This is a genomic window from Methylibium rhizosphaerae (assembly GCF_006386545.1).
In the GTDB taxonomy this organism is placed as follows: domain Bacteria; phylum Pseudomonadota; class Gammaproteobacteria; order Burkholderiales; family Burkholderiaceae_C; genus Pseudorivibacter; species Pseudorivibacter rhizosphaerae.
The window spans coordinates 275,241-298,338 of record NZ_SWAR01000001.1 but is presented as its reverse complement, the minus strand read 5'-3'; the positions used below and the strand labels follow the sequence as shown (position 1 = coordinate 298,338).

The window sequence follows — 23,098 nt, the reverse complement described above, 5'->3', positions numbered from 1 at the left end:
GCGGGTCGTGCCTCAGCTGACCCAGCCGCGCGATTGGGCGTCGCGCAGGAACTCGCAGACGTCGTTGCGCAGGCCGGTCTGGCCGTAGGTGGCCTCGAGGTCGGCGATCAGCTCCTGCAGGCTGCGCTGGCCGTCGCAGCGTTTCAGGATCTCGCCGGCCGGCCCGTTGAGCTTGACCATGCCTTCGGGGTAGAGAAGCACCCAGCCCTGCTGCGCCGGCTCGAACTGCAGGCGGTACATGGACGAGATGCTGGGGCGCGAGGCGTCGTTCAAGGTCATGGCCGCTTCTCCTCGGCCAGGTCGTCCGGGTAGGCCCGCTCGATCGCGTCGAGCATCGACCACAGGATGTCGAGCTTGAACTGCAGGATCTCCAGCGCGCGCTCCTGGCGGGCGCGCGTGTCGCACCACAGCTTCGCGATCAAGAGGCCGTGTTCCACGTCGCGCGAGGCGAGCGGGATGCGGCTCCTGAAGTAGCCCAGGCCCTCGGCTTCGATCCACGGGTACAGGCTCGGCCAGCCGGCCAGGCGGTCGGCATGGATCTTCGGCGCGAACAGCTCAGTGAGCGACGAGATGGCGGCTTCCTGCCAAGGCGCGTGGCGCGCGAAGTTGACGTAGGCATCGACCGCGAAGCGCACGCCGGGCAGCACATGCCGGCAAGACCACAGGTCTTCGCGCGACAGGCCCACTGCGATGCCCAGCCGCGTCCACGCCTCGATGCCGCCGGCATTGGCGCCTTCGTGGTCGCCGCGGCCGTCGTGGTCGAGCAGGCGCTCGATCCAGTGGCGGCGCACCTCGCGGTCGGGGCAGTTCGACAGGATGGCTGCGTCCTTCATCGGGATGGCCAGCTGGTAGTAGAAGCGGTTGGCCACCCAGCCGCGCACCTGGAAGGGCGCGAGCTCGCCGCGGTTGAGGCGGCGGTTGAACGGGTGATGGATGTGATAGCCCGCTTCCCTGGACCTGAGCTGCGCCTCGAATTCATCGGGCGTCCACGGCAATACGCCGGCCGGCAGTGCAACGCTCATAGCTCGATCTCCATGCCGTCGTGGGCCACCTCGATGCCGTGGCGCTGCAGCATCGCGCGCTGCTCGCCGTGGTCGTCGAGGATGGGGTTGCTGTTGTTGATGTGGATGAGCAGCTTGCGGCGCGCGGGCAGGCCGTCGAGCGCCGCGATCATGCCGCCCTCGCCCGACTGCGGCAGGTGGCCCATGTCGGCGGCCGTGTGGCGGCCCAGGCCGTGCTCGATCATTTCGTCGTCGGTCCAGAAGGTGCCGTCCACCAGCACGCAGTCGGCCCGCTGCATCCAGCTGCGTTCGGCGTCGCCGACGCCGGCGAGCCCGGGTGCGTAGAACGCGCAGCGGCCGGTGGCGCGCTCTTCGATCAGCAGGGCGATGTTGTCGCCCGCCTGCGGGTCATTGCGGTGGGGCGAGTAGGGCGGTGCCTTGCCGGCAATGGCCAGCGCATGCAGCGACAGGCCGGGCAGGGCGTCGATGCGGAACTCGGCCGAGGCGCGTTCGCCGGCCACCGGCAGCAGGTGCCAGTGCACGCCGCAGTAGTGCTGCAGCACCGGCAGCAGCGGCAGCCCGGTGGTGAGCTCCTCGAAGACCGCGGGCGTGCAGTACAGCTCGATCGGCGGGCCTTCGCGCAGGCTCAGGAGTCCGGTGACGTGGTCGATCTGCGCGTCCATCAGCACCACTGCCTTGATGGGCGTGTCGCGCGGGGCGCGGCGCGGGTGCAGGGTCGGGCTGCTGCGCAGCTGGTGGCCGATGTCGGGCGAGGCATTGAACAGCACCCAGTGCTCGCCGTCCTGCGACACCGCGATCGAGCTCTGGGTGCGCGCCCGTGCATGCAGGCGGCCGCTGCGAACGCCGGAGCACATGGCGCAGTTGCAGTTCCATTGCGGGTAGCCGCCGCCGGCTCCCGACCCGAGCACGAGGATCTTCATTCGATTCAGGGGAGACGGTTTGCTTGCTTGCGCGGCGGATGCACGCGGGGCGTGGGTCGCGCTCCCTGCGCACGCCGCCGTCGCGAGACGGCGGCGCCGCAGGGCAACGCATCAGGAAGATGTCAGCGGGTCGAGATGTACATCGTGATCTCGAAGCCGAAGCGCAGATCCTGGTATTGCGGTTTGGTCCATGCCATTGCGTATCTCCTTTCGAAAGGTTCTGGTGAACATGACAAGAGCAAAAGGCACACCGGTGACAGGCATTGCGACGCTTGTATCGCCGTGCCTGCAACGCTGAATTTGCAAGAGGCATGCCGATGCGGCGAAGGCTCGCGAAAGCCCCAGGTAAACCCCGAGCCGCAACAGCGCTGCACCCCGGCTCGACAGCGCCGGCGCAGGTTCCACCCGATGCAAAGGCGCAAACAACCTCGGGTGTTCGCGAGTGCGTGGCACGTCGTGTGCCATGGCGTAGCGGCGATGTTCAGCGCTGGTACAGGGTTACCCCGCACAGCCCCACGCGCAGGGCACTGCGTCGCAGGTTTGCCGGGCGGAGCGGGCGAAGTTGCGTCGTCGTGTGACGACGCCTTGGCAGCCGGCAACACCGTACAGGAGAAATTGCGGCAGCCGTGGGGGCGCGTGGTGCACGGAACGGGAATCGAACCCGTACGCCCCCTTCCGGGTGGCGGCGGGTTTTAAGCCCGCTGCGTCTACCTATTCCGCCATCCGTGCTGTGGGGTGCCGATCATAGCGATCGCTCTGGCATGATCCCGGCGCCCGGCGAAGCTCGCGGCAGCAACAGAGGCGGAGGGTGTGTGGGCTGGTTCTCTCAGGAAGCGCTCAACGAGGGCGTGCGCAAGCGCGAAGTGTTCGGCTGGGCGATGTACGACTTCGCCAACTCCGGCTACACGACGGTGGTGCTCACCGCGGTGTTCAACGCCTACTTCGTCGGCGTGGTCGCGGGCAACGCGAGCTGGGCCACGCTGGCCTGGACGGCGGCCCTGGGGCTGTCGAGCGTGATCGTCATGCTGAGCATGCCGGCGCTGGGCGCCTATGCCGACCTGCGCGCCGCCAAGAAGCGGCTGCTCGCCTGGACCACCGCGGCCTGCGTGCTGGCGACCCTGGCGCTGGCCTGGGCCGGCGAGGGCGACGTGGCCTGGGCGGTGGCGGCGATCGTGCTGTCCAACGTCTTCTATTCGTACGGCGAGTCGCTCACCGCGGCCTTCCTGCCCGAGCTGGCGCGGCGCGAGGCGATGGGGCGCGTGTCGGGCTGGGGCTGGAGCTTCGGCTACTTCGGCGGCATGTTGTCGCTCGGCCTGAGCCTGGGCTATGTGCTGTGGGCCCAGTCCAGGGGCCTGCCGGCCACGCAGTTCGTGCCGGTCACCATGCTCATCACCGCGGGCGTGTACGGCGTCGCGTCACTGGCGACCTTTGCGCTGCTGCGCGAGCGGGCGCAGCCGCAGGTGCAGGCCGAGGCGGCGCAGGCGGCAGGGGCGGCCGGCGGCGGGCTGGGCGAGTCGCTGCGGCGCCTGCGCGACACATGGCGGCATGCGCAGCTGTACCAGGACTTCCGGCTGCTGCTGGCCTGCGCCACCGCCTACCAGGCCGGCATCGCGGTGGTGATCGCGCTGGCGGCGGTGTATGCCGAGCAGGTGCTCGGCTTCAAGCAGACCGAAACCATGCTGCTGGTGTTCCTGGTGAACATCGCGTCGGCCGTGGGCGCCTTCGCCTTCGGCTACTTCCAGGACCGCATCGGCCACAAGCGGGCGCTGGGCATCACGCTGGCCGGCTGGATCGTGATGACGCTGCTGGCCTTCATGGCGCAGGGGCCGGCGCTGTTCTGGGTGGCCGCGGTGATCGCGGGGCTGTGCATGGGTTCCAGCCAGTCGGCCGGCCGGGCCATCGCGGGGCTGTTCGCGCCGCCGCAGCGGCTGGCCGAGTTCTACGGGCTGTGGACCTTCGCAGTGCGGCTGGCGGCCATCCTGGGCCCGGTGACCTACGGGCTCGTCACCTGGGTCACCGCCGGCAACCACCGGGTGGCCATCTTGTCGACCGCGTTGTTCTTCGTGGTGGGCCTGCTGCTGCTGCGGCCGGTGGACGTGGCGCGCGGCATGCAGGCCGCCGGCTCAGCCGTCGCCGAGTGAAGCGGCGGCCAGCGGCCGCACCTCGCAATCGAAGCCCAGCCAGCGGCGCGCGATGCGCGCCAGATCCTCGGCGTTGCCGGTGGTCCACAGCAGGTTGGAGGCAGCAGCGGGCCCGCTCGCCGGCAGCTGCTCGCACAGCGACTGCGTGCGCCGCGCCACCGCCTCGGCGGTGTCGATGAGCAACACCTGCGGGCCGAGCGCCGCCTGGATGTGATGCGAGGCGAAGGGGTAGTGGGTGCAGCCGAGCACCACCGTGTCGACCTGCGCCTCGCGCAGCGGCGCGCAGCAGTCGTCGATGAGCGCGAGCAGCGGCGGCGCGTCGAGGTCGCCCGATTCGATGGCGCGCGCCAGGCCCGCGCAAGGCTGCGGCACGATGGTGGCGCCCATGCCGTGCGATTCGATGAGCCGGCGGAACTTGTCGCTCGCCAGCGTGCCGCGGGTGGCCATCACGCCGATGCGGCCGTTGCGGCTCGCGGCCACGGCCGGCTTTACGCCCGGCTCCACCCCCACCACCGGCCACTGCGGGTCTTCGGCGCGCAGCAGGTGCACCGCGGCCGCCGTGGCGGTGTTGCAGGCGATCACCAGCACCTGCGCGCCCTGCGCCCGCAGGAAGCGGGCGATGCGGCGCGAACGATCGACGACGAAGGCCTCGTCGCGTTCGCCGTACGGGGCGAAGCCGGAGTCGGCCACGTACAGCAGCTGGGCCGAGGGCAGCGCGCGCCGCAGCGCACGCAGCACCGACAGGCCGCCGACGCCGGAGTCGAACACGCCGATGCAATGCGTGGCGGGGGGCGACTCTGAAGGCGGCTCGGAAGGCATGGCGGGGCGGCAAAAAGGCGGCGGCAGTCTATCAAGCGCAGGCTCAAGCACAGGAGGCCGGCTTGCCGAAGGAAATCCAATCGAGTCGCCTCTCTAGGCCGCAGGCTGGCGGCCTGCGAAGGTCTGTGGTCTAGAATCGAACGATCGTGCTTTTTTGTCGGCCAGGCGACAGACGCCCCGAGGACCGGCTACTAGAATCCCCGATTAACGTATACGTCAACTTGAGCTTCAAACTGCAGGAGAACGTCGCATGAAGGCACTGGTACCGGTGAAGCGCGTCGTCGATTTCAACGTGAAGGTTCGCGTGAAGTCCGACGGCTCGGGGGTGGACATCGCCAACGTCAAGATGAGCATGAACCCCTTCGACGAGATCGCGGTGGAAGAAGCCACCCGCTTGAAGGAAAAGGGCGTGGTCACCGAGATCGTGGCCGTTTCCTGCGGCGTGGCGCAGTGCCAGGAAACCCTGCGCACCGCCATGGCCATCGGTGCCGACCGCGCCATCCTGGTCGAGACCGACGCAGAGCTGCAGCCGCTGGCCGTGGCCAAGATCCTCAAGGCCCTGGTCGACAAGGAGCAGCCGCAGCTGGTGATCCTGGGCAAGCAGGCCATCGACGACGACTGCAACCAGACCGGCCAGATGCTGGCGGCCCTGGCCGACCTGCCGCAGGCCACCTTCGCCAGCAAGGTCGAAGTGGCCGACGGCAAGGTGAGCGTCACGCGTGAAGTCGACGGCGGCCTCGAGACGGTGAAGCTCAGCCTGCCGGCGGTGATCACCACCGACCTGCGCCTGAACGAGCCGCGCTACGTGACGCTGCCCAACATCATGAAGGCCAAGAAGAAGCCGCTCGAGACGGTGAAGCCCGCCGACCTGGGCGTGGACGTCACGCCGCGCATCAAGACCGTGAAGGTCACCGAGCCGCCCAAGCGCGGCGCCGGCGTGAAGGTGCCCGACGTGGCGACCCTGGTGGCAAAGCTCAAGAACGAAGCAAAGGTGATCTGATCATGGCCGTCCTCGTCATCGCTGAACACGAACACGCGCTGCTCAAGGGCGCGACCCTGAACACCGTCACCGCTGCCACCCAGTGCGGCGCCGACGTGCATGTGCTGATCGCCGGCGCCAACGCGGGCGAAGCCGCCAGGCAGGCCGCCCAGATCGCCGGCGTGGCCAAGGTGCTGCATGCCGATGCGCCGCAGCTGGAAGAGCAGCTCGCCGAGAACGTGGCCGCCCAGGTGCTGGCCATCGCGGGCAACTACAGCCACATCCTGTTTCCCGCCACCGCCCACGGCAAGAACGTGGCCCCGCGCGTGGCGGCCAAGCTCGACGTGGCCCAGGTGAGCGACATCACCAAGGTGGTCAGCGCCGACACCTTCGAGCGTCCGATCTATGCCGGCAACGCGATCGCCACTGTGCAGAGCGCCGACAAGGTGAAGGTCATCACCGTGCGCACCACCGGCTTCGACCCGGCGGCGGCCCAGGGCGGCAGCGCAGCGGTCGAATCGTTGGCGGCCGTGGCCGACAGCGGCAAGAGCAGCTTCGTGGGCCGCGAGGTCACCAAGAGCGACCGCCCCGAACTCACCGCCGCGAAGATCATCGTCTCGGGCGGCCGCGCGATGGGCTCGTCCGAGAAGTTCAATGAAGTGCTCACGCCGCTGGCCGACAAGCTGGGCGCCGCGCTGGGCGCCAGCCGCGCCGCGGTGGACGCAGGCTACGCGCCCAACGACTGGCAGGTCGGCCAGACCGGCAAGATCGTCGCGCCGCAGCTGTACATCGCCGCCGGCATCAGCGGCGCGATCCAGCACCTGGCGGGCATGAAGGATTCCAAGGTGATCGTGGCGATCAACAAGGACCCGGAAGCGCCGATCTTCAGCGTGGCCGACTACGGCCTCGAGGCTGACCTGTTCGAGGCCGTGCCGGCTCTCGTCAAAGAGCTCGGCTGAGTCTTTCCAGAACGACAAGACCGAAGCGCCGCGACTGGCAACAGTCCTGGCGCTTTTTTTGAACCCAGGAGACCGTGATGACCTACCAAGCCCCCGTGAAGGACATGCTCTTCGACATGCAGGAGCTCGCCGGGCTGGAGCAAGTGGCCCAGCTGCCGGGCTTCGAGGAGGCCGGCATCGAGACCGCCCAGGCGGTGCTCGACGAGTGCGCGAAGTTCAACGAGGGCGTGGTGGCCCCGCTCAACTTCGAAGGCGACAGGAACCCGAGCTACTGGAAGGACGGCCAGGTCTTCACGACGCCCGGGTTCAAGGATGCGTTCCGGCAGTTTTCAGAAGGCGGCTGGCAGGGCCTGCAGCACCCCGGCGACTTCGGCGGGCAGGGCCTGCCCAAGACCATCGGCGCGGCCTGCGTGGAAATGCTCAACAGCGCGAACCTCAGCTTCGCCCTGTGCCCGCTGCTGACCGACGGCGCCATCGAGGCGCTGCTGACCGCCGGCACGCCCGAGCAGCAGCAGACCTACATCCCGAAGATGATCTCGGGCGAATGGACCGGCACGATGAACCTGACCGAGCCGCAGGCCGGTTCGGACCTCGCGCTGGTGCGCACCCGCGCCGAGCCGCAGGGTGACGGCAGCTACCGGATCTTCGGCACCAAGATCTTCATCACCTACGGCGAACACGACATGGCGGGCAACATCGTCCACCTCGTGCTCGCGCGAGTGACGGGTGCGCCCGAAGGCGTGAAGGGCATTTCGCTTTTCATCGTGCCCAAGTTCATGGTCAAGGCTGACGGCTCGCTGGGTGAGCGCAACGACGTGCAGTGCGTGAGCATCGAGCACAAGCTGGGCATCAAGGCGAGCCCGACGGCGGTGCTGCAGTTCGGCGACAAGGGCGGCGCGGTGGGCTACCTGGTGGGCCAGGAGAACCGCGGCCTGGAGTACATGTTCATCATGATGAACGCCGCCCGCTATGCGGTGGGCGTGCAGGGCATCGCGGTGGCCGAGCGGGCCTACCAGAAGGCGGTGCAGTACGCGAAGGACCGCGTGCAGTCGCGGCCGGTCGACGGCTCGCTGCCGGGTTCGGCGCCGATCATTCACCACCCGGACGTGAAGCGCATGCTGATGACCATGCGCGCACTCACCGAGGGCTGCCGCGCGATGGCGATCACCGCCGCCGCGGCCTACGACGCGGCACACGCCCACCCCGATGCCGAGGTGCGCAAGCAGAACCAGGCCTTCTACGAGTTCATAGTGCCGCTGGTGAAGGGCTACAGCACCGAGATGAGCCTGGAGGTTACGAGCCTGGGCGTGCAGGTGCACGGCGGCATGGGCTTCATCGAGGAAACCGGCGCGGCCCAGTACTACCGCGACGCCAAGATCCTGACCATCTACGAAGGCACGACGGCGATCCAGGCCAACGACCTGGTGGGCCGCAAGACGGCCCGCGACGGCGGTGCCACAGCCAGGGCGATCGCGCGCCAGATCGCGGCCACCGAGGCGCAGCTGGCCGAGCGGGGCAGCGAAGCAGCCCGTGCCGCGCACAAGCGGCTGAAGGCGGCCCGAGAGGCCTTCGAGCAGGTGGTGGACTTCATCGCGGGCCAGGCCAAGGCGGACCCGAATGCCGCCTTCGCCGGCTCGGTGCCCTACCTGCTGCTGGCCGGCAACCTGATGGCCGGCTGGCAGATGGCGCGTGCACTGCTGGTGGCCGAGGACAAGCTCGCCGCCGGCGAGGACCGGGCCTTCATGCAGGCCAAGGTCATCACCGCGCGGTTCTACGCAGAGCACATCCTCTCGCGCGTGCCGGGCCAGCGCGACGCCATCGTCGATGGCGCACAGAGCGTGACCGCGCTCGCACTCGAAGCCTTCTGATCCCTGGAGATTGACGTGCCCCTGCCTCCCGTCCTGCAGAACGTGCCGCTGCCCATCATCGGCTCGCCGCTGTTCATCATCAGCAATCCCAAGCTCGTGATCGAGCAGTGCAAGGCCGGCGTGATCGGCTCGATGCCGGCGCTCAATGCGAGGCCGGCCGAGCAGCTCGACGAATGGCTGGCCGAGATCACCGAGACGCTGGCTGCGTACAACCGCGCCCACCCGGACCAGCCGGCGGCGCCCTTCGCCATCAACCAGATCGTGCACAAGAGCAACGACCGGCTCGAGCACGACCTGGCGCTGTGCGTGAAGTACAAGGTGCCGGTGGTGATCACCTCGCTGGGTGCGCGCACCGACGTGAACGATGCGGTGCACAGCTACGGCGGTGTGGTGCTGCACGACATCATCAACAACAAGTTCGCACGCAAGGCCATCGAGAAGGGCGCCGACGGCCTGATCGCCGTGGCGGCCGGCGCCGGCGGCCATGCCGGCACCACCAGCCCGTTTGCGCTGATCCAGGAGATCCGCGAGTGGTTCGACGGCCCGCTGGCTCTGTCGGGTGCCATCGCCAACGGGCGCGCGGTGCTGGCGGCGCAGGCCATGGGCGCCGACTTCGCCTACATCGGCTCGGCCTTCATCGCCACCGAGGAGGCGCGCGCGGTCGAGGGTTACAAGCAGATGATCACCGAGAGCACCAGCGAGGACATCGTCTACTCGAACCTCTTCACCGGCGTGCACGGCAACTACCTGCGCGGCTCCATCCGCGCTTCGGGTCTCGACCCCGACAACCTGCCGGTGAGCGACCCGAGCCAGATGAACTTCGGCGGCGAAGGCGGCGCCAAGAAGGCCTGGAAAGACATCTGGGGCTGCGGGCAGGGCATCGGCGCGGTGAAGGAAGTGCTGCCGGCCCGCGCGCTGATCGAGCGCCTGCGCAACGAATACCTCACGGCCAAGCGCCAGCTCTGCGGCCACTGAGCCTTGAACAACGGGGCATACTGTATGAAAATACAGTATGCCCCGTTCGAAGTTCCCGCCCATCGTCAAGCAGCCGGTCCACCCCGTCGAGGCGGTGAAGGGCCGCGGCATGACCTGGGCCATGCCGCACCGCTTCTCGCTCGACGAGCGAGAAGCCTTCGACGACGGCTGGGGCACCGAAGACCAGCTGGTGGCCGAGGAGCACCTGCCGCCGGCCACACAGATCATCGAAGAGCGGGTCAAGTCCATCATCTCGAGCAACGAATCGCCGGACATCCCCTTCGAGCATTCGGTCAACCCGTACCGCGGCTGCGAGCACGGCTGCATCTACTGCTACGCCCGGCCCACGCACAGCTACCTCAACCTGTCGCCCGGCCTCGATTTCGAAACCAAGATCGTGGCCAAGGTGAACGCCGCCGAGCGGCTGGTCGAGGAACTGCGCAAGCGCTCCTACGTGCCCAGCGCCATCAACCTGGGCGCCGCCACCGACTGCTACCAGCCCGTCGAGCGCAAGCTGGGCCTCACGCGGGCGGTGCTCGAGGTGCTGGCGCGGTGCGAGCATCCGTTCACCATCGTCACCAAGTCGTCGGGAGTGGAGCGCGACATCGACCTCATCGCGCCGGCATCGCAGCGGTCGCAGGCGGCGGTGTTCGTGAGCATCACCTCGCTCGACTCCGAGCTCTCCCGCATCATGGAGCCGCGCGCCGCCGCGCCGCACCGGCGCCTGCAGACAGTGCGCCGGCTCAGCGAGGCCGGCATCCCGGTGGGGGTGAACGTCGCGCCCATCATCCCGTTCATCAACGAGCCCGAGATCGAGCGCATCGTCGATGCAGCCTGCGAGGCCGGCGCCAAGTCGATCCACTGGACCGTGGTGCGCCTGCCGTGGGAGGTGGCGCCGCTGTTCCACCAATGGCTGGAGCAGCACTTCCCCCAGCGGGCCGAGCGGGTGATGGCGCGCATCCGCGACATGCGGCACGGCAAGGACTACGACGCCGACTTCGCCTCGCGCATGAAGGGCGATGGGCTCTGGTCGGCGCTGATCCGCCAGCGCATCGAAAAGGCCCGGGGGCGCCACGGCCGCGAGAGCACCCGCTACGAACTCGACAGCAGCCGTTTCCGGCCGCCCGAGCCGCCGGGGCAGGGGTCGCTGTTCTGAGCCGGCTCAGGCCTGCGGAGTCGGCTTGGCCGCGGCGGTGAGGGTGCGCGGGTCGTCCGACTTGGTGAGGTGCACCTGGGTGCCGTAGCTGCGGTAGCGCTCGTGCAAGGCCCGGGCGCGTTGCTGCAGGGCCAGCGCATCCTTGATCGACTTGTTGTGGCGGTCCAGCGTGTGCAGCGCGAGGTCGATCAGCTTGGCGTTGAGCGACTGCTCGGCGGCGGCCAGCAGCTCCAGCACCGCCTCGCGGGGCTGGCCGCTCACGGTGTGCGACACGGCTTCCTCGGCCTGGGTGCAGATCCTGGCGTATTCGTTGCGAACGATCTGCTCGAACATCGACTGCCCGAGCGTTGCGCGCACCAGCAGCTCGGTGGTCGTGTGCGAAACGGCGAAGCGCCGCGCCAGGATCGACAGGAAGTGGTCGACGTCGTCGAGCCGCACTTCGCTGCGGTACATGCGGGCGATCATCATCACCAGGTTGCAGGCGGCCTCGAACTCGAAGTCGGGTTCCTGCAGCTCATTGAGCATCGCGCGAGTCTGCAGCACCGCATCCGGCACGCGCCGCTCGACCTGGGCCTTGAACACGCTGATCACGGTTTCGAAGCGCCTCAGCCGCGCACTCTGGCGCTGCTGCTCGCGGGCCTTCGACATGGACTCCAGCGAATGGGTGAGCCCGCGGGTGTCGGAGCGGTCGAACTGCAGGGCGGCCAGCAGCACCAGGCCCTGCAGGTCGTAGGTGCGTGAATTGAGGCCCAGACGGGCGGCCCGTTGCAGCGCGTCGGCCGCCTCGCTCGGCTCGCCGTAGTAGAAGGCCAGCAGCCCGAACTTCACCAGCCGCGCCACGCAGCCGGGTGTGATGGTGCAGGCGCGGCGCAGTGAATCCACCGCCTGCTCGGGCTCGTTCTGGTCGAGCAGCACGCGGCCCATCACGTCATAGGCATCGGCATAGCCGGGCTGCTCGCCGAGCAGGCTTTCGAGGGTGCGGCGCGACTGCAGCACGGCGCCGGCCTCGTATTGCGAACGCGCAATGCCGAGCCTGGCCCACGGCAGTGCACCGCTGCGCAGGATCGCTTCGAACATGGCCTGCGACGCATGCGGCTTGCCGACCTTGAGCCACAGCTCGGCGCCGATGCGGGCCGCCTGCAGCCAGGCGGCGCCGCGGGTGTCGAAACGCACCTGGCACAGCTCCGCAGCTTCGATCAGCTTGTTCTGCTCGACCTTGTCGATGATCTCTTTCAGGGCCCGCTTGCGCTGCCGCGCCTGTACCAGCCGGTCGAGCAGGGCCTGCTCGGTGTGGGGCTTGATGATGTAGGCGTCCAGCGCCGCTTCAGCCGCCTCGGCCACCTTGCCGTAGACCGACTCGCCGGAAATCATGACCACGACGGTGGACAGGGGCAGCAGCTGCGCCAGCCGCAGGTCGGCCATGAGGTCCTGGCCGGTCATCGGGTCGCCCTCGAAGTGGTATTCGCACAGCACGATGTCGAAGCGCTTCGCTTCGAGCAGCCGCCTGGCATCGGGCACCTTGCTGGTCTGGGTGATGTTGCCCACGCCGCAGTCGCGCAGCATCGCAGCGAGGATGCTGCGCGACGTCGGGTTCGGGTCGACGACGAGGGCGCTGGCCCGCTGGATGTCGGCGTCAAGCAGGCGCATGACACCTCCTTCCGGCGAAGGCCGGGGGCAGTGGAGCGATGAACGTGGGCGATTGCGATGGCATGCGTCCTCCCTGGGTGCTGTGCTGTCGATGCCTGCCCGCTCTGCGGAGGGCTCTGGTATCGATTAGCAAATGGAATGCCCGTTGCGCTGTATCGGCCGTTTCGGCGGGAAAGGCAAGCAAGCTTTCACGAAAAAAGGGCGCCATGCAGGCGCCCTTTTGGGGGAGGCGAAAGGTAGTCGGTAGAACTTGCCGGCTACTTGAACAGATCTTTTACCCGGTCCGTCCAGCTCTTGGCATTGGGCGAGTGGCGCTCGCCGCCCTTCTTGAGCGACTCGTCCAGCTCCTTCATCAGCTTGCGCTGGTGCTCGGTGAGCTTGACCGGCGTCTCGACCGCCACGTGGCAGTACAGGTCGCCGGGGTAGCTGGAGCGCACGCCCTTGATGCCCTTGCCGCGCAGCCGGAAGGTCTTGCCGTGCTGCGTGCCCTCGGGCAGGTCGATCTCGGCCTTGCCTGAGAGTGTGGGCACCTCGATCGGGCCGCCCAGCGCTGCCAGCGTGATGCTGACCGGCACCGTGCAGTGCAGGTCGTCGCCGTCGCGCTCGAAGATGTCGTGCTGCCGGATGCGGATCTCGATGTAGAGGTCCCCGGGCGGCCCGCCGTTCATGCCCGGCTCGCCGTTGCCGGCCGAGCGGATGCGCATGCCTTCGTTGATGCCGGCGGGGATCTTCACCTCCAGCGTCTTGTTCTGCTTCACGCGGCCCTGGCCGTTGCAGGTGGTGCAGGGCTCCGGAATGATCTTGCCGCTGCCGTGGCAATGCGGGCAGGTCTGCTGGATCGAGAAAAAGCCCTGGCGCAGGTGCACCGTGCCCGAGCCATGGCAGCTCGGGCAGGTCTTGGCGCTCGTGCCGGGCTTGGCACCCGAGCCGTGGCAGGTCTCGCATTCGCTCCAGCTCGGGATGCGGATCTGCGTTTCCTTGCCGTTGGCGGCTTCCTCGAGCGAGATCTCCATCGCGTACGACAGGTCGCTGCCGCGGTAGACCTGCGGCCCGCCGGCACCCCGGCGCCCGCCGCCACCCTGGGCACCGCCGAAGATGTCGCCGAAGATGTCGCCGAAGGCCTCGGCAAAGCCGCCGAAGCCCTCGGGCCCGCCGCGGAAGCCGCCGGCCCCCATGTTCGGGTCCACGCCCGCATGGCCGTATTGGTCGTAGGCCGCGCGCTTCTTCGCATCGGAGAGCATCTCGTAGGCCTCTTTGGCCTCCTTGAATTTCTCTTCCGCCTTCTTTGCATCGTCACCCTGGTTGCGGTCAGGGTGGTGCTTCATCGCCAGCTTGCGATAAGCCTTCTTGATGTCCTCGTCGCTCGCATTCTTGGCGACGCCGAGGATCTCGTAGTAGTCACGCTTTGCCATGTGGATTGCCCTCTAAACGCAAAAACCCCCCGTGTGCATGCGGTGCCCACGGGGGTGGCTCACAACGGTGGGCTCAAGCGTTCGATTACTTCTTGTCTTTGACTTCCTTGAACTCGGCATCGACCACGTTGTCGTCGCCCGGCTTGGCTTCGGACTGCGGGGCTTCGCCGCCCGGTGCAGCCCCTGCCGCGCCGGCTGCGCCCTGCGCGGCCTGCATGTCGGCGTACATCTTCTCGCCCAGCTTCTGGCTCGCTGCCATGAGCGCCTCGGTCTTGCCTTCGATCTCGGCCTTGTCCTCGCCCTTCAGGGCTTCTTCCACGTCCTTGATCGCGGCCTCGATCTTCTCCTTCTCGGCGGCCTCGAGCTTCTCGCCGTACTCGGTGAGGCTCTTGCGCACGCTGTGCACCATGGCGTCGGCCTGGTTCTTGGCCTGCACGAGTTCGAGCTTCTTCTTGTCTTCAGCCGCGTTGAGCTCGGCGTCCTTCACCATCTTCTGGATCTCGTCTTCGCTCAGGCCCGAGTTCGCCTTGATGGTGATCTTGTTTTCCTTGCCGGTGGCCTTGTCCTTCGCGCCCACGTGCAGGATGCCGTTTGCGTCGATGTCGAAGGTCACTTCGATCTGCGGCGTGCCGCGCGGCGCGGGCGGGATGCCTTCGAGGTTGAACTCGCCCAGCAGCTTGTTGCCCGAGGCCATCTCGCGTTCGCCCTGGAACACCTTGATCGTCACCGCCGGCTGGTTGTCGTCGGCGGTCGAGAAGGTCTGCGAGAACTTCGTCGGGATCGTGGTGTTCTTCGTGATCATCTTGGTCATCACGCCGCCCAGCGTCTCGATGCCCAGCGACAGCGGGGTCACGTCGAGCAGCAGCACGTCCTTGCGCTCGCCGCCGAGCACCTGGCCTTGGATGGCAGCACCCACGGCCACGGCTTCGTCAGGGTTGACGTCCTTGCGCGGCTCCTTGCCGAAGAACTCCTTGACCTTCTCCTGCACCTTGGGCATGCGGGTCTGGCCGCCCACCAGGATCACGTCGTCGATCTCGCCGACGCGCACGCCGGCGTCCTTGATGGCGGTTTCGCAAGGCTTCATCGTGCGCTCGATCAGGTCTTCGACCAGCGCTTCGAGCTTGGCACGGGTGAGCTTGATGTTCAGGTGCTTCGGACCCGACGCATCAGCGGTGATGTAGGGCAGGTTGATGTCGGTCTGCGTGCTGTTCGACAACTCGATCTTGGCCTTCTCGGCGGCTTCCTTCAGGCGCTGCAGCGCCAGCACGTCCTTCGACAGGTCGACGCCCTGTTCCTTTTTGAACTCGCTGATGATGTAGTCGATGATGCGCTGGTCGAAGTCCTCGCCGCCCAGGAAGGTGTCGCCGTTGGTCGACAGAACTTCGAACTGCTTCTCGCCGTCCACGTCGGCGATCTCGATGATCGAGATGTCGAACGTGCCGCCGCCCAGGTCGAACACCGCGATCTTGCGATCGCCCTTGCCGTGCTTGTCGAGGCCGAAGGCCAGCGCGGCGGCGGTCGGCTCGTTGATGATGCGCTTGACCTCGAGGCCGGCGATGCGCCCGGCGTCCTTGGTGGCCTGGCGCTGCGAGTCGTTGAAGTACGCCGGCACCGTGATCACGGCTTCGGTCACTTCCTCACCGAGGTAGTCCTCGGCGGTCTTCTTCATCTTGCGCAGCACCTCGGCGCTCACCTGGGGCGGCGCCAGCTTCTTGCCGCGCTCCTCGACCCAGGCGTCGCCGTTGTCGGCCGCCACGATCTTGTAGGGCATCAGGTCGATGTCCTTCTGAACTTCCTTCTCGGTGAACTTGCGACCGATCAGGCGCTTCACCGCATAGAAGGTGTGCTTGGGGTTGGTGACGGCCTGGCGCTTGGCGGAGGCGCCGACGAGGATCTCGCCGTCTTCCTGGTAGGCCACGATCGACGGCGTGGTGCGCGCACCTTCGCTGTTCTCGATGACCTTGGTGTTGTTGCCTTCCATGATGGCCACGCACGAGTTCGTGGTGCCCAGGTCGATGCCGATGATCTTGCCCATGTTCTGTACTCCTTGAGACCGGATTTGGTTGTCGTCTAGTTGTGAATAACTGTCGGTATTTCAAGCGCGGGAGGCTGTGGAAATCGCTTGCTCCACATCAAGGCCCGCAAGGGGCTCACCTGGGTGCGGCCACCGTCACGAGGGCGGGCCGCAGCACGCGGTCGGCGATCAGGTAGCCCTTCTGCAGCACGGCCACCACCGTGTTGGCCTCCTGCTCGGCCGGCACCATGCTGATGGCCTGGTGCTGGTGCGGGTCGAACTTCGTGCCGGCCGGCGGGTTGACCTCGACCACCTTGTTGCGCTCGAGCGCCGCGCCGAGCTGGCGCAGCGTGGCATGGGTGCCTTCGAGCAACTGCTCGTTGGTGGCGTTCTGGATGGCCAGCGCCGCCTCCAGGCTGTCCTTCACCGGCAGCAGGCTCTCGGCGAAGCTCTCCACGGCAAACTTGCGGGCCTTGGCGATTTCCTCGTCCGCGCGCCGGCGCATGTTCTCGACCTCGGCCTTGGCCCGCAGGTAGGCATCGGCCACTTCGGCATGCTTGGCTTCGAGTTCGGCCAGGCGATCGGCCGGCGAAACCTGCGGCGCCGCGCTGTCCGGCCCTTCAGCTCCGGGTGCAACTTGTTGATTCGTCTGGGGATTTTGTGCGTCTGACATGTCCGGCATCCATTTCGATCGGGCGCTACCTGAGGGCCTTGCCCGTGCATTCAAGAGGGTTTCCCAAGAAATTTTTCACAACTTCCTCACGACTGCTGACCACTTGCCGGCAACTTTCGCAATGTCAAGCTTGGTAATGGGGCGAAGGGTGGGAAATAATCCCAGCCACCTTGTGGGCACCCAATGACCGACTCGTCTCCGCCGCATTCCGACCCTGCAGTACCGGCTTCCCCCCAGGACGCTCAGGCCGAACAGGCCTTGCAGCATGCGTTGGCGGTGCTGGTGCCGCTGGTGCGCTGGCTGCTGCGCAGCGGAGTGCGCTACGGCGCGCTCGCCGCGGCGCTCAAGCCGCTGTTCGTCGAAGTGGCGCGCGCCGAACTGGCCGAAGGCGGCGCAAAGATCACCGATTCTGCGCTGAGCGTGATGTCCGGGGTGCACCGCAAGGACGTGCGGCAACTGGCGGGTGGCACCCAGGGGCCCGACGCCGCTGCCGCGCTGAGTCCCACGCCGGTGTCGCAACTGTTCACCCGCTGGGTGAGCGACCCGCGCTTCCGCGGGGCTGACGGGCGGCCCCGCCGCCTGCAGCGCGCCGGCCCGGCGCCGAGCTTCGAATCGCTGGCTCGGGAGGTCTGCACCGACGTGCATCCGCGCACGCTGCTCGAGGAGCTGGTGCGCCTGGGCCTGGGCACGCTTCAGGGCGACGAGGTCGAGCTGCAGGCAGACACCTTCGTTCCGGCGGCCGGCCAGGCCGAGGCCGCAGCGCTGCTCGCGGCCAATACGGCCGACCACCTGGCCGCCGCGGTCCACAACCTCACTCGCCCGGCCCCCCGGTTCCTGGAGCAGAGCGTGTTCGCCGACGGCCTGAGCATGGCCTCGGTCGAGGCGCTGGGCACGCTGGCCCGGGAGTTGTGGAAAGGCGATTTCGAGCGCATGGTGGCCGAAGCCACCCAGAAGGTGCAGCATGACGAGTCTCTCGACCCGCTGCTGGCAGCCATGCGCATGCGCTTCGGCGTCTATTACTACTTTGAATCGATGCGAGAAGGCGGCGCCGACGACAGCGCCAAGCCATCCGTTGGGAGATCGAAATGACCTGGTACATCAAGTCGGCCGTCGCGGCCGTGTCGCTGGCGGCCTGGCTGGCCGGCTGCGGCGGCGGCGTCGGCTCGGGCGGCACCGGCAGCCCGGTGGGCTATTCGGAAGGTTCGGTCACCGGCTTCGGCAGCGTGATCGTCGATGGCACCGCGTTCGACGACTCGCGGGCTTCCGTCCAGGTCGATCACGGACCAGGGGGTGTGATCCCGGCCACCGTCAAGCTCGGCCAGCAGGTGGAGATGAGCCTGTCGGGCACCACCGCCGCCGAAGTCATTCGCATCGAAGCACAGGTCGTGGGCCCGGTGAGTGCGGTGACGCTCCCCGACACGTTGACGGTGCTGTCGCAGACCATCAAGGTGAACAGTGACCCGAATGCCGGGCCGGCCACGCTGCTGGTCGGCTATGCGAGCCTGGCCGAAGTGCAGCCGGGCGACGCGGTGGAAATTCACGGGCCGATCCGTCGCGACGGCGCCGGCGTGACCTATGTGCAGGCCTCCCGCATCGAGAAGCTCGCGGCGCTGCCCGCCTACCTGCGCGTGGCTGGTGTGGTGAGCGAACTCGGCACGGGCGCTTCCGCCTCCGTGTTCAAGCTGGGTCAGCTGCGGGTGGACGCCGCCACCGCCACAGTGGTGCCGGCCAGCCGCATGCTGGCGAACGGCCAGGCGGTCGTCGTGTTCGGGCAGAACGTGGTCACCGATGCAACCAGCGGCCAGCAGACGCTGACGGCGAACCGCGTGCGCATCAAGCGCGCCGAGAACCCTGGCGTCGACGCCTGGGTTGGCGGTGTGGTCGGCAACCTCACCGGCAGCAGCTTCGAGCTCAACGGCGTGGTGGTCCGCCATACCAACGCGATCGTGACCCCGGCGAATACCACGCTGGCAAACGGCCAGTACGTGCAGGTGCGCGGCAGCTTCGCCAATGACGGCAGCTTCGATGCCTCGCACGTGAAGATCCGCAACAAGCAGGCGGGCGATTCCGAGGTGCAGCTCAGCGGGGCAGTCTCCGGCCTCGATGCCGTCGCGCAGACCTTCGAGGTGCGTGGTGTCACCGTGGGTTACTCGACCGCCACCGACTTCCGCCCGCCGGCCTGCCGCACGACCTTGAGCAATGGGCAGGACGTTTCGGTGACCGCCGGCATCGTGAACGGCGGCGTGCAGGCCGAAATCGTGCAGTGCCGGTAGGCGCGCACCCGGTCTGCACGGCCCTGTAGGAGCCGTCCGGCGGCAACATGCCGTGCAGTCCGGCGGTCGGCTCCACCGGTACTGCATACAGTGAAGCCGGGGCGGGGGTTCACAGCCTTGCTGCATGGACACCTTCAGCCGCATCTGGACCACGCTGCAGTCGGAGTTCTCCGACATGGGCGACGTCGAGCAGGCCACACGGGTCTGCCTGCGCCTGTCGATGGCCGTGCTGCTGGGCGCCGTGCTCGGCTACGAACGCGAGATGCGCGACAGCGCCGCCGGCCTGCGCACCCACATGCTGGTGGCGCTCGGCGCGGCGCTGTTCGTGCTGGTGCCGCTGGAGGCCGGCGTGTCGAACGCCGACCTCACAAGGGTGCTGCAAGGCGTGGTGTCCGGCGTGGGTTTCCTGGGTGCCGGGGCGATCATCAAGCTCAGTGACGGCCGGCTGGTGCGCGGCCTCACCACCGCTGCCAGCATCTGGACCACCGCGGCCATCGGCGTGGCCGCCGGCATGGGCCGGGAGATGACCGCCATCGTGAGCACGCTGCTGGCGCTCGGCATCCTGGCGATCCTGCTGCGGCTGGAGGCGCGCGCCAGGCGCCGCGCCGACCGGCAGGCTCACTCGTCGAGCGAGGCGCTCCAGCGGTCCCAGTCGGCGAGCTGACGGCGGTCGCGCTTGGTGGGGCGGCCCTGCTCGATGGTGTCGGCCGGCTCGGCGGCATAGCGGCGGCGCTCGGCGGCCGCTTCACGGGCGGCGATGCTCTCGGCCGTCTCTTCGTAGAGCGCCTGGGCCACCGGCGCCGGCCCGCGCACTTCGCTCAGCGCCTTGACCACCACCACGCGCGGCAGCTCGGTACCGCTGCCCTGGCGCACGCTCAGCACGTCGCCCACATGCAGGTCCCGCGAGCGCTTGGCCGGCTGGTCGCCCACCAGCACCCGGCCCTTGTCGATGGCTTCGACGGCGATGCTGCGGGTCTTGAAGAACCTGGCGGCCCAGAGCCATTTGTCCAGGCGCATGCGGGCGGCGGGGGCGGTGGGTGCGGTCTTGTCGTGGCTCATTGGCCCGGATTTTGTTCCAGCGGGATGCGCACCACCGCGTCCAGGCCCGACACGCGGCCGTGGTTTTGGCGGTTCTCCAGCGAGATGCTGCCGCCCAGCGAACGCACGATGTCCTCGCAGATGGCCAGGCCCAGTCCGGAGCCGCTGCGCAGGTCGCCGGCGGCGAACGGCTGGAACAGCCGCTGCTGCTGCTCGGGTGAAATGCCCGGCCCGCTGTCGGCGATGGTGAGCGCTGCATAGCGCGGGTCGCTCACCAGCCGCATCGACAGCCTGCCCTGCTGGGGCGTGTGCTTGATGGCGTTGTGCAGCAGGTTGCGGGTGAGCTCGCGCAGGGCCCATTCGTGCGAGCGCACCGGGGCCGGCTGCGTCTCGATGTCGAAGTCGAGCTGATGGTCGGCAATGAGCGCCGAAAGGTCGAGCGCCACGGCGCGCGTGATGTCGGCCCAGTCGACCACCGGTGCGTCGCCCTGCTGGCGCAACTGCTCCACCTTGGCCAGGGCCAGCATCTGGTTGGCCAGGGTGGTGGCGCGGTCCACCGTGGTGTTGATCTCGTGCAGGGCCTGGGTGGGATCGACGTCGCCGCGCAGGGCCGACTGGACCTGCGTCTTCAGCACCGCCAGCGGGGTGCGCAGCTGGTGAGAGGCGTCCCTCACGAAGCGTTTCTGGTGGGCGAGCAGGTGGCGCAGGCGGGTCATCACGTCGTTGGTGGCTTCCACCAGCGGCTGCAGCTCGCGCGGGGCGTCGGGCGAGTCGATCGGTGCGAGGTCGCCTTCGCGGCGGGTGGCCAGGTCGGCACTCAGCCGGCGCACCGGCTGCGTCGCCCGCTGCACCACCACCACCACCACCAGCGCGATCACGGCCACCAGCGCTGCCTGGCGCCACAGGGTGTCGATGAGGACCTTGCGGGCCAGCGTGCGCCGCAGCTCGAGCGTCTCGGCCACCTGGATGGTGGCCATGCCCTGGCCTGCGATGCCGGCCACCGGCTGCAGCAGCACCGCCATGCGCACCGGCTGGCCGCGGTACTCGTCGTCGTAGAAGTCCACCAGCGCGGCATAGGGCCCCTTGCGCGGCAGGCTGCCTTTCCATGCCGGCAGGTCCTCGAAGCCCGAAACCATCTCGCCCGAGAAACCGGTGACCTTGTAGTAGATGCGGCTGCGGTTGTCGGCCTCGAAGGCTTCGAGCGCCGAGTACAGCACCGTGGCCCGCAGCTGAACGCTGGCGCCGCTGCCGGTGACTTCGAGCAGCTCGCCGAGCGACTTGGCCGAGGCCAGCAGCGTGCGGTCGTAGGCGGTGTCGGCCGCTTCGAGCGCCTGGCGGTACAGGCTCACCGTGTTGATGAAGATGAACACCGCCACCGGCACCAGGATGCCGAGCATCAGCCGACCCCGCAGGGTCATGGACCGGCGCGGCGGCCCGGCGGGCGGGGCCGTCATGTGGACGCCTGCGCCTTCAGCAGGTAGCCCAGGCCGCGCAGCGTGACCAGCTGCGCACCGGTGTCGGCGAGCTTCTTCCGCAGGCGGTACACCACCACCTCGATCGCCTCGTACTGCACCTCGTGCTCGCCAGGGAACACCAGCTCGAACAGGCGCTCCTTGGCCACCGCATGGCCGGGCCGCGCCAGCAGCGCGCGCAGCAGCGCCGCCTCGCGCGGCGGCAGTTCCATCACCTCATCCTTGAAGTAGATGGCGCCGCTTTCCTCGTCGCAGCTCATGCCGCAGAACTCGCGGCGCGCCTCGGCTGGCGAGCCGACCCGCCGTGCCAGCGCCTTCACGCGGGCTTCCAGCTCGTCGAGGTCGAAGGGCTTGGGCAGGTAGTCGTCGGCGCCGGTGTTGAGGCCCAGCACGCGGTCGCCGACGGTGCCTCGCGCGGTGAGGATGAGCACCGGCGTCTTGTGGCCTTGCGCGCGCGCCTGCTGCAGCACCTGCAGGCCGTCCATGCCGGGCAGGCTGAGGTCGAGCACCACGACGTCGGGTGCGCTGGCGCGCCAGCGGTCGAGCGCACGGGTGCCGTCGCCGCAGGCCACGACCTGCATGCCGCGACGCTCGAAGGCGCGCTGCAGCGTGGCTTGCATGGTGGGATCGTCTTCTATCAGCAGCAGCTTCATGAGGGCCTCTCGAACCCCGACACATTAGCATTTGCCCCTACTCGCCCGACAGCCGACTGACAGGCAGAGTGCCGAACATGCAGGGGCTGTATCCCACACACAGGAGACAAACATGCGTCGAGACACATTCCTGAAGTCCATGGTGGCGCTGGCCGCCGCGGGCACCCTGCCGATGTCGGCGCGGGCGAACGCCAGCATCAAGATGATGATCCCGGCCAACCCCGGCGGCGGCTGGGACACCACCGGCCGCGCGCTCGGCAAGGCCCTCCAGGAAGCCGGCGTGGCTTCGTCGGTGACCTTCGAGAACAAGGGCGGCGCCGCCGGCGCCATCGGCCTGGCGCAGTTCGTCAATGCCAGCAAGGGCGATCCGAACGCCATCATGGTGATGGGCGCCGTGATGCTGGGCGGCATCATCACCGGCAAGCCGCCGGTGTCGCTCACCCAGGCCACGCCGATCGCCCGCCTGACCAGCGAATACAACGTGTTCGTCGTGCCGGCCGATTCGCCGCTCAAGACCATGAAAGACGTGGTCGAGCAGATGAAGAAGGACCCCGGCAGCGTGAAGTGGGGCGGCGGTTCGCGCGGCTCCACCGAGCACATCGCGGCGGCCATGATCGCCCGTGAAGTGGGCGTCGACGCAGCCAAGATCAACTACGTGCCGTTCCGTGGGGGCGGCGAGGCCACCGCGGCCATCCTGGGCGGCAACATCACGGTGGGCGGCAGCGGCTACAGCGAGTTCGCGCAGTACATCGAAAGCGGCAAGATGCGCGCCATCGCAGTCACCTCGGCTGCGCGGCTGAAGGGCATCAACGTGCCCACGCTGAAGGAGCAGGGCATCAACGTCGAGATCGGCAACTGGCGCGGCGTGTACGGCGCCCCCGGCATCACGCCGGACCAGGCCAAGGCGCTGGGCGACGCCATCCTCAAGGCGACCAAGACCAAGTCGTGGGCCGAGTCGATGGAAAAGAACGGCTGGACTTCCGCCTGGATGGTCGGCACGCAGTTCGCCGAATTCGTGGATCGCGAGTTCGCATCGCTGCGCGCCACGATGGTGAAAGCCGGCATGGTCTGAGGCGG

At 68.1% G+C, this 23,098-nt stretch carries 22 protein-coding genes and 1 tRNA gene; 10 read left to right on the top strand and 13 right to left on the bottom strand.

All coding sequences use genetic code 11. The features are described from left to right. Positions 1–12: 12 nt before the first annotated feature. From pqqD to E8D38_RS01240, 5 genes are all read right to left on the bottom strand, one after another. Positions 13–279 (bottom strand): pyrroloquinoline quinone biosynthesis peptide chaperone PqqD, encoded by a 267-nt coding sequence (pqqD, locus tag E8D38_RS01260; RefSeq protein WP_140625891.1) that lies wholly within the window; start codon positions 277–279, stop codon positions 13–15. After that, positions 276–1,022, bottom strand: a complete 747-nt coding sequence (gene pqqC, locus E8D38_RS01255) for a pyrroloquinoline-quinone synthase PqqC (protein ID WP_140625890.1) — start codon at positions 1,020–1,022, stop codon at positions 276–278. Before pqqC ends, pqqD begins: the two co-directional genes overlap by 4 nt. Next, positions 1,019–1,942 (bottom strand): pyrroloquinoline quinone biosynthesis protein PqqB, encoded by a 924-nt coding sequence (gene pqqB / locus E8D38_RS01250; RefSeq protein ID WP_140625889.1) that lies wholly within the window; start codon positions 1,940–1,942, stop codon positions 1,019–1,021. The genes pqqC and pqqB overlap by 4 nt, the downstream gene beginning before the upstream one ends. A gap of 122 nt (positions 1,943–2,064) precedes the next feature. Further along, the gene (gene pqqA / locus E8D38_RS29445; RefSeq protein ID WP_140625922.1) at positions 2,065–2,139 is read right to left on the bottom strand and encodes a pyrroloquinoline quinone precursor peptide PqqA; all 75 of its coding nucleotides are present in this window, start codon (positions 2,137–2,139) and stop codon (positions 2,065–2,067) included. A 440-nt stretch (positions 2,140–2,579) separates the two neighbouring features. Then, positions 2,580–2,671, bottom strand: a tRNA-Leu gene (locus E8D38_RS01240). 32 nt (positions 2,672–2,703) lie between these two features. Here E8D38_RS01240 and E8D38_RS01235 point away from each other — a divergent pair. Then, the gene (locus E8D38_RS01235; RefSeq protein WP_140625888.1) at positions 2,704–4,083 is read left to right on the top strand and encodes an MFS transporter; all 1,380 of its coding nucleotides are present in this window, start codon (positions 2,704–2,706) and stop codon (positions 4,081–4,083) included. On the opposite strand, the gene murI is transcribed toward E8D38_RS01235, so the two are convergent. Further along, a complete protein-coding gene (murI, locus tag E8D38_RS01230) occupies positions 4,066–4,902 on the bottom strand; it encodes a glutamate racemase (protein WP_140625887.1) in 837 nt (278 codons plus the stop codon). The two genes, E8D38_RS01235 and murI, sit on opposite strands and share 18 nt — an antisense overlap. A gap of 250 nt (positions 4,903–5,152) precedes the next feature. On the opposite strand from murI, the gene E8D38_RS01225 reads away from it, so the two are divergent. The 5 genes from E8D38_RS01225 to E8D38_RS01205 all read left to right on the top strand — a co-directional run bounded on the left by E8D38_RS01225 (position 5,153) and on the right by E8D38_RS01205 (position 10,839). Continuing rightward, positions 5,153–5,902, top strand: a complete 750-nt coding sequence (locus E8D38_RS01225; protein WP_140625886.1) for an electron transfer flavoprotein subunit beta/FixA family protein — start codon at positions 5,153–5,155, stop codon at positions 5,900–5,902. A 2-nt stretch (positions 5,903–5,904) separates the two neighbouring features. Next, positions 5,905–6,840, top strand: a complete 936-nt coding sequence (locus E8D38_RS01220; protein WP_140625885.1) for an electron transfer flavoprotein subunit alpha/FixB family protein — start codon at positions 5,905–5,907, stop codon at positions 6,838–6,840. Positions 6,841–6,917: 77 nt separating this feature from the next. Then, on the top strand, positions 6,918–8,708 hold the full coding sequence (locus E8D38_RS01215) for an acyl-CoA dehydrogenase (protein ID WP_140625884.1): 1,791 nt from the start codon (positions 6,918–6,920) through the stop codon (positions 8,706–8,708). Positions 8,709–8,723: 15 nt separating this feature from the next. Next, complete coding sequence (locus E8D38_RS01210) at positions 8,724–9,683, top strand: NAD(P)H-dependent flavin oxidoreductase (RefSeq protein WP_140625883.1); 960 nt, start codon at positions 8,724–8,726, stop codon at positions 9,681–9,683. A gap of 37 nt (positions 9,684–9,720) precedes the next feature. Further along, positions 9,721–10,839, top strand: coding sequence for a PA0069 family radical SAM protein (locus E8D38_RS01205; protein WP_140625882.1), 1,119 nt, complete (start codon positions 9,721–9,723; stop codon positions 10,837–10,839). A gap of 6 nt (positions 10,840–10,845) precedes the next feature. On the opposite strand, the gene E8D38_RS01200 is transcribed toward E8D38_RS01205, so the two are convergent. From E8D38_RS01200 to grpE, 4 genes are all read right to left on the bottom strand, one after another. Next, positions 10,846–12,486, bottom strand: a complete 1,641-nt coding sequence (locus tag E8D38_RS01200; protein ID WP_140625881.1) for a response regulator — start codon at positions 12,484–12,486, stop codon at positions 10,846–10,848. A gap of 257 nt (positions 12,487–12,743) precedes the next feature. Continuing rightward, on the bottom strand, positions 12,744–13,898 hold the full coding sequence (gene dnaJ / locus E8D38_RS01195; RefSeq protein WP_140625880.1) for a molecular chaperone DnaJ: 1,155 nt from the start codon (positions 13,896–13,898) through the stop codon (positions 12,744–12,746). Between the two features lie 85 nt (positions 13,899–13,983). After that, complete coding sequence (gene dnaK / locus E8D38_RS01190; protein WP_140625879.1) at positions 13,984–15,933, bottom strand: molecular chaperone DnaK; 1,950 nt, start codon at positions 15,931–15,933, stop codon at positions 13,984–13,986. Between the two features lie 115 nt (positions 15,934–16,048). Beyond that, on the bottom strand, positions 16,049–16,585 hold the full coding sequence (gene grpE, locus E8D38_RS01185) for a nucleotide exchange factor GrpE (protein WP_140625878.1): 537 nt from the start codon (positions 16,583–16,585) through the stop codon (positions 16,049–16,051). Between the two features lie 183 nt (positions 16,586–16,768). On the opposite strand from grpE, the gene E8D38_RS01180 reads away from it, so the two are divergent. The 3 genes from E8D38_RS01180 (at position 16,769) to E8D38_RS01170 (ending at position 19,522) form a co-directional block, all read left to right on the top strand. After that, positions 16,769–17,674, top strand: coding sequence for a DUF6502 family protein (locus E8D38_RS01180; RefSeq protein ID WP_140625877.1), 906 nt, complete (start codon positions 16,769–16,771; stop codon positions 17,672–17,674). Then, positions 17,671–18,858 carry a DUF5666 domain-containing protein gene (locus tag E8D38_RS01175; protein ID WP_140625876.1) on the top strand — a complete coding sequence of 396 codons (1,188 nt, stop codon included), beginning with the start codon at positions 17,671–17,673 and terminating at the stop codon, positions 18,856–18,858. Before E8D38_RS01180 ends, E8D38_RS01175 begins: the two co-directional genes overlap by 4 nt. Positions 18,859–18,982: 124 nt before the next feature. Then, positions 18,983–19,522 carry an MgtC/SapB family protein gene (locus E8D38_RS01170; RefSeq protein WP_140625875.1) on the top strand — a complete coding sequence of 180 codons (540 nt, stop codon included), beginning with the start codon at positions 18,983–18,985 and terminating at the stop codon, positions 19,520–19,522. On the opposite strand, the gene E8D38_RS01165 is transcribed toward E8D38_RS01170, so the two are convergent. Genes E8D38_RS01165 through E8D38_RS01155 form a run of 3 tightly spaced genes read right to left on the bottom strand, consistent with a single transcriptional unit; the run spans position 19,477 to position 22,021 of the window. Further along, complete coding sequence (locus E8D38_RS01165) at positions 19,477–19,917, bottom strand: RNA-binding S4 domain-containing protein (protein WP_181178878.1); 441 nt, start codon at positions 19,915–19,917, stop codon at positions 19,477–19,479. The two genes, E8D38_RS01170 and E8D38_RS01165, sit on opposite strands and share 46 nt — an antisense overlap. Beyond that, the gene (locus tag E8D38_RS01160; protein WP_246099298.1) at positions 19,914–21,350 is read right to left on the bottom strand and encodes a sensor histidine kinase; all 1,437 of its coding nucleotides are present in this window, start codon (positions 21,348–21,350) and stop codon (positions 19,914–19,916) included. Before E8D38_RS01160 ends, E8D38_RS01165 begins: the two co-directional genes overlap by 4 nt. Further along, a complete protein-coding gene (locus E8D38_RS01155) occupies positions 21,347–22,021 on the bottom strand; it encodes a response regulator transcription factor (RefSeq protein WP_140625874.1) in 675 nt (224 codons plus the stop codon). Before E8D38_RS01155 ends, E8D38_RS01160 begins: the two co-directional genes overlap by 4 nt. A gap of 112 nt (positions 22,022–22,133) precedes the next feature. On the opposite strand from E8D38_RS01155, the gene E8D38_RS01150 reads away from it, so the two are divergent. After that, on the top strand, positions 22,134–23,093 hold the full coding sequence (locus E8D38_RS01150; protein WP_140625873.1) for a Bug family tripartite tricarboxylate transporter substrate binding protein: 960 nt from the start codon (positions 22,134–22,136) through the stop codon (positions 23,091–23,093). Positions 23,094–23,098 lie beyond the last annotated feature (5 nt).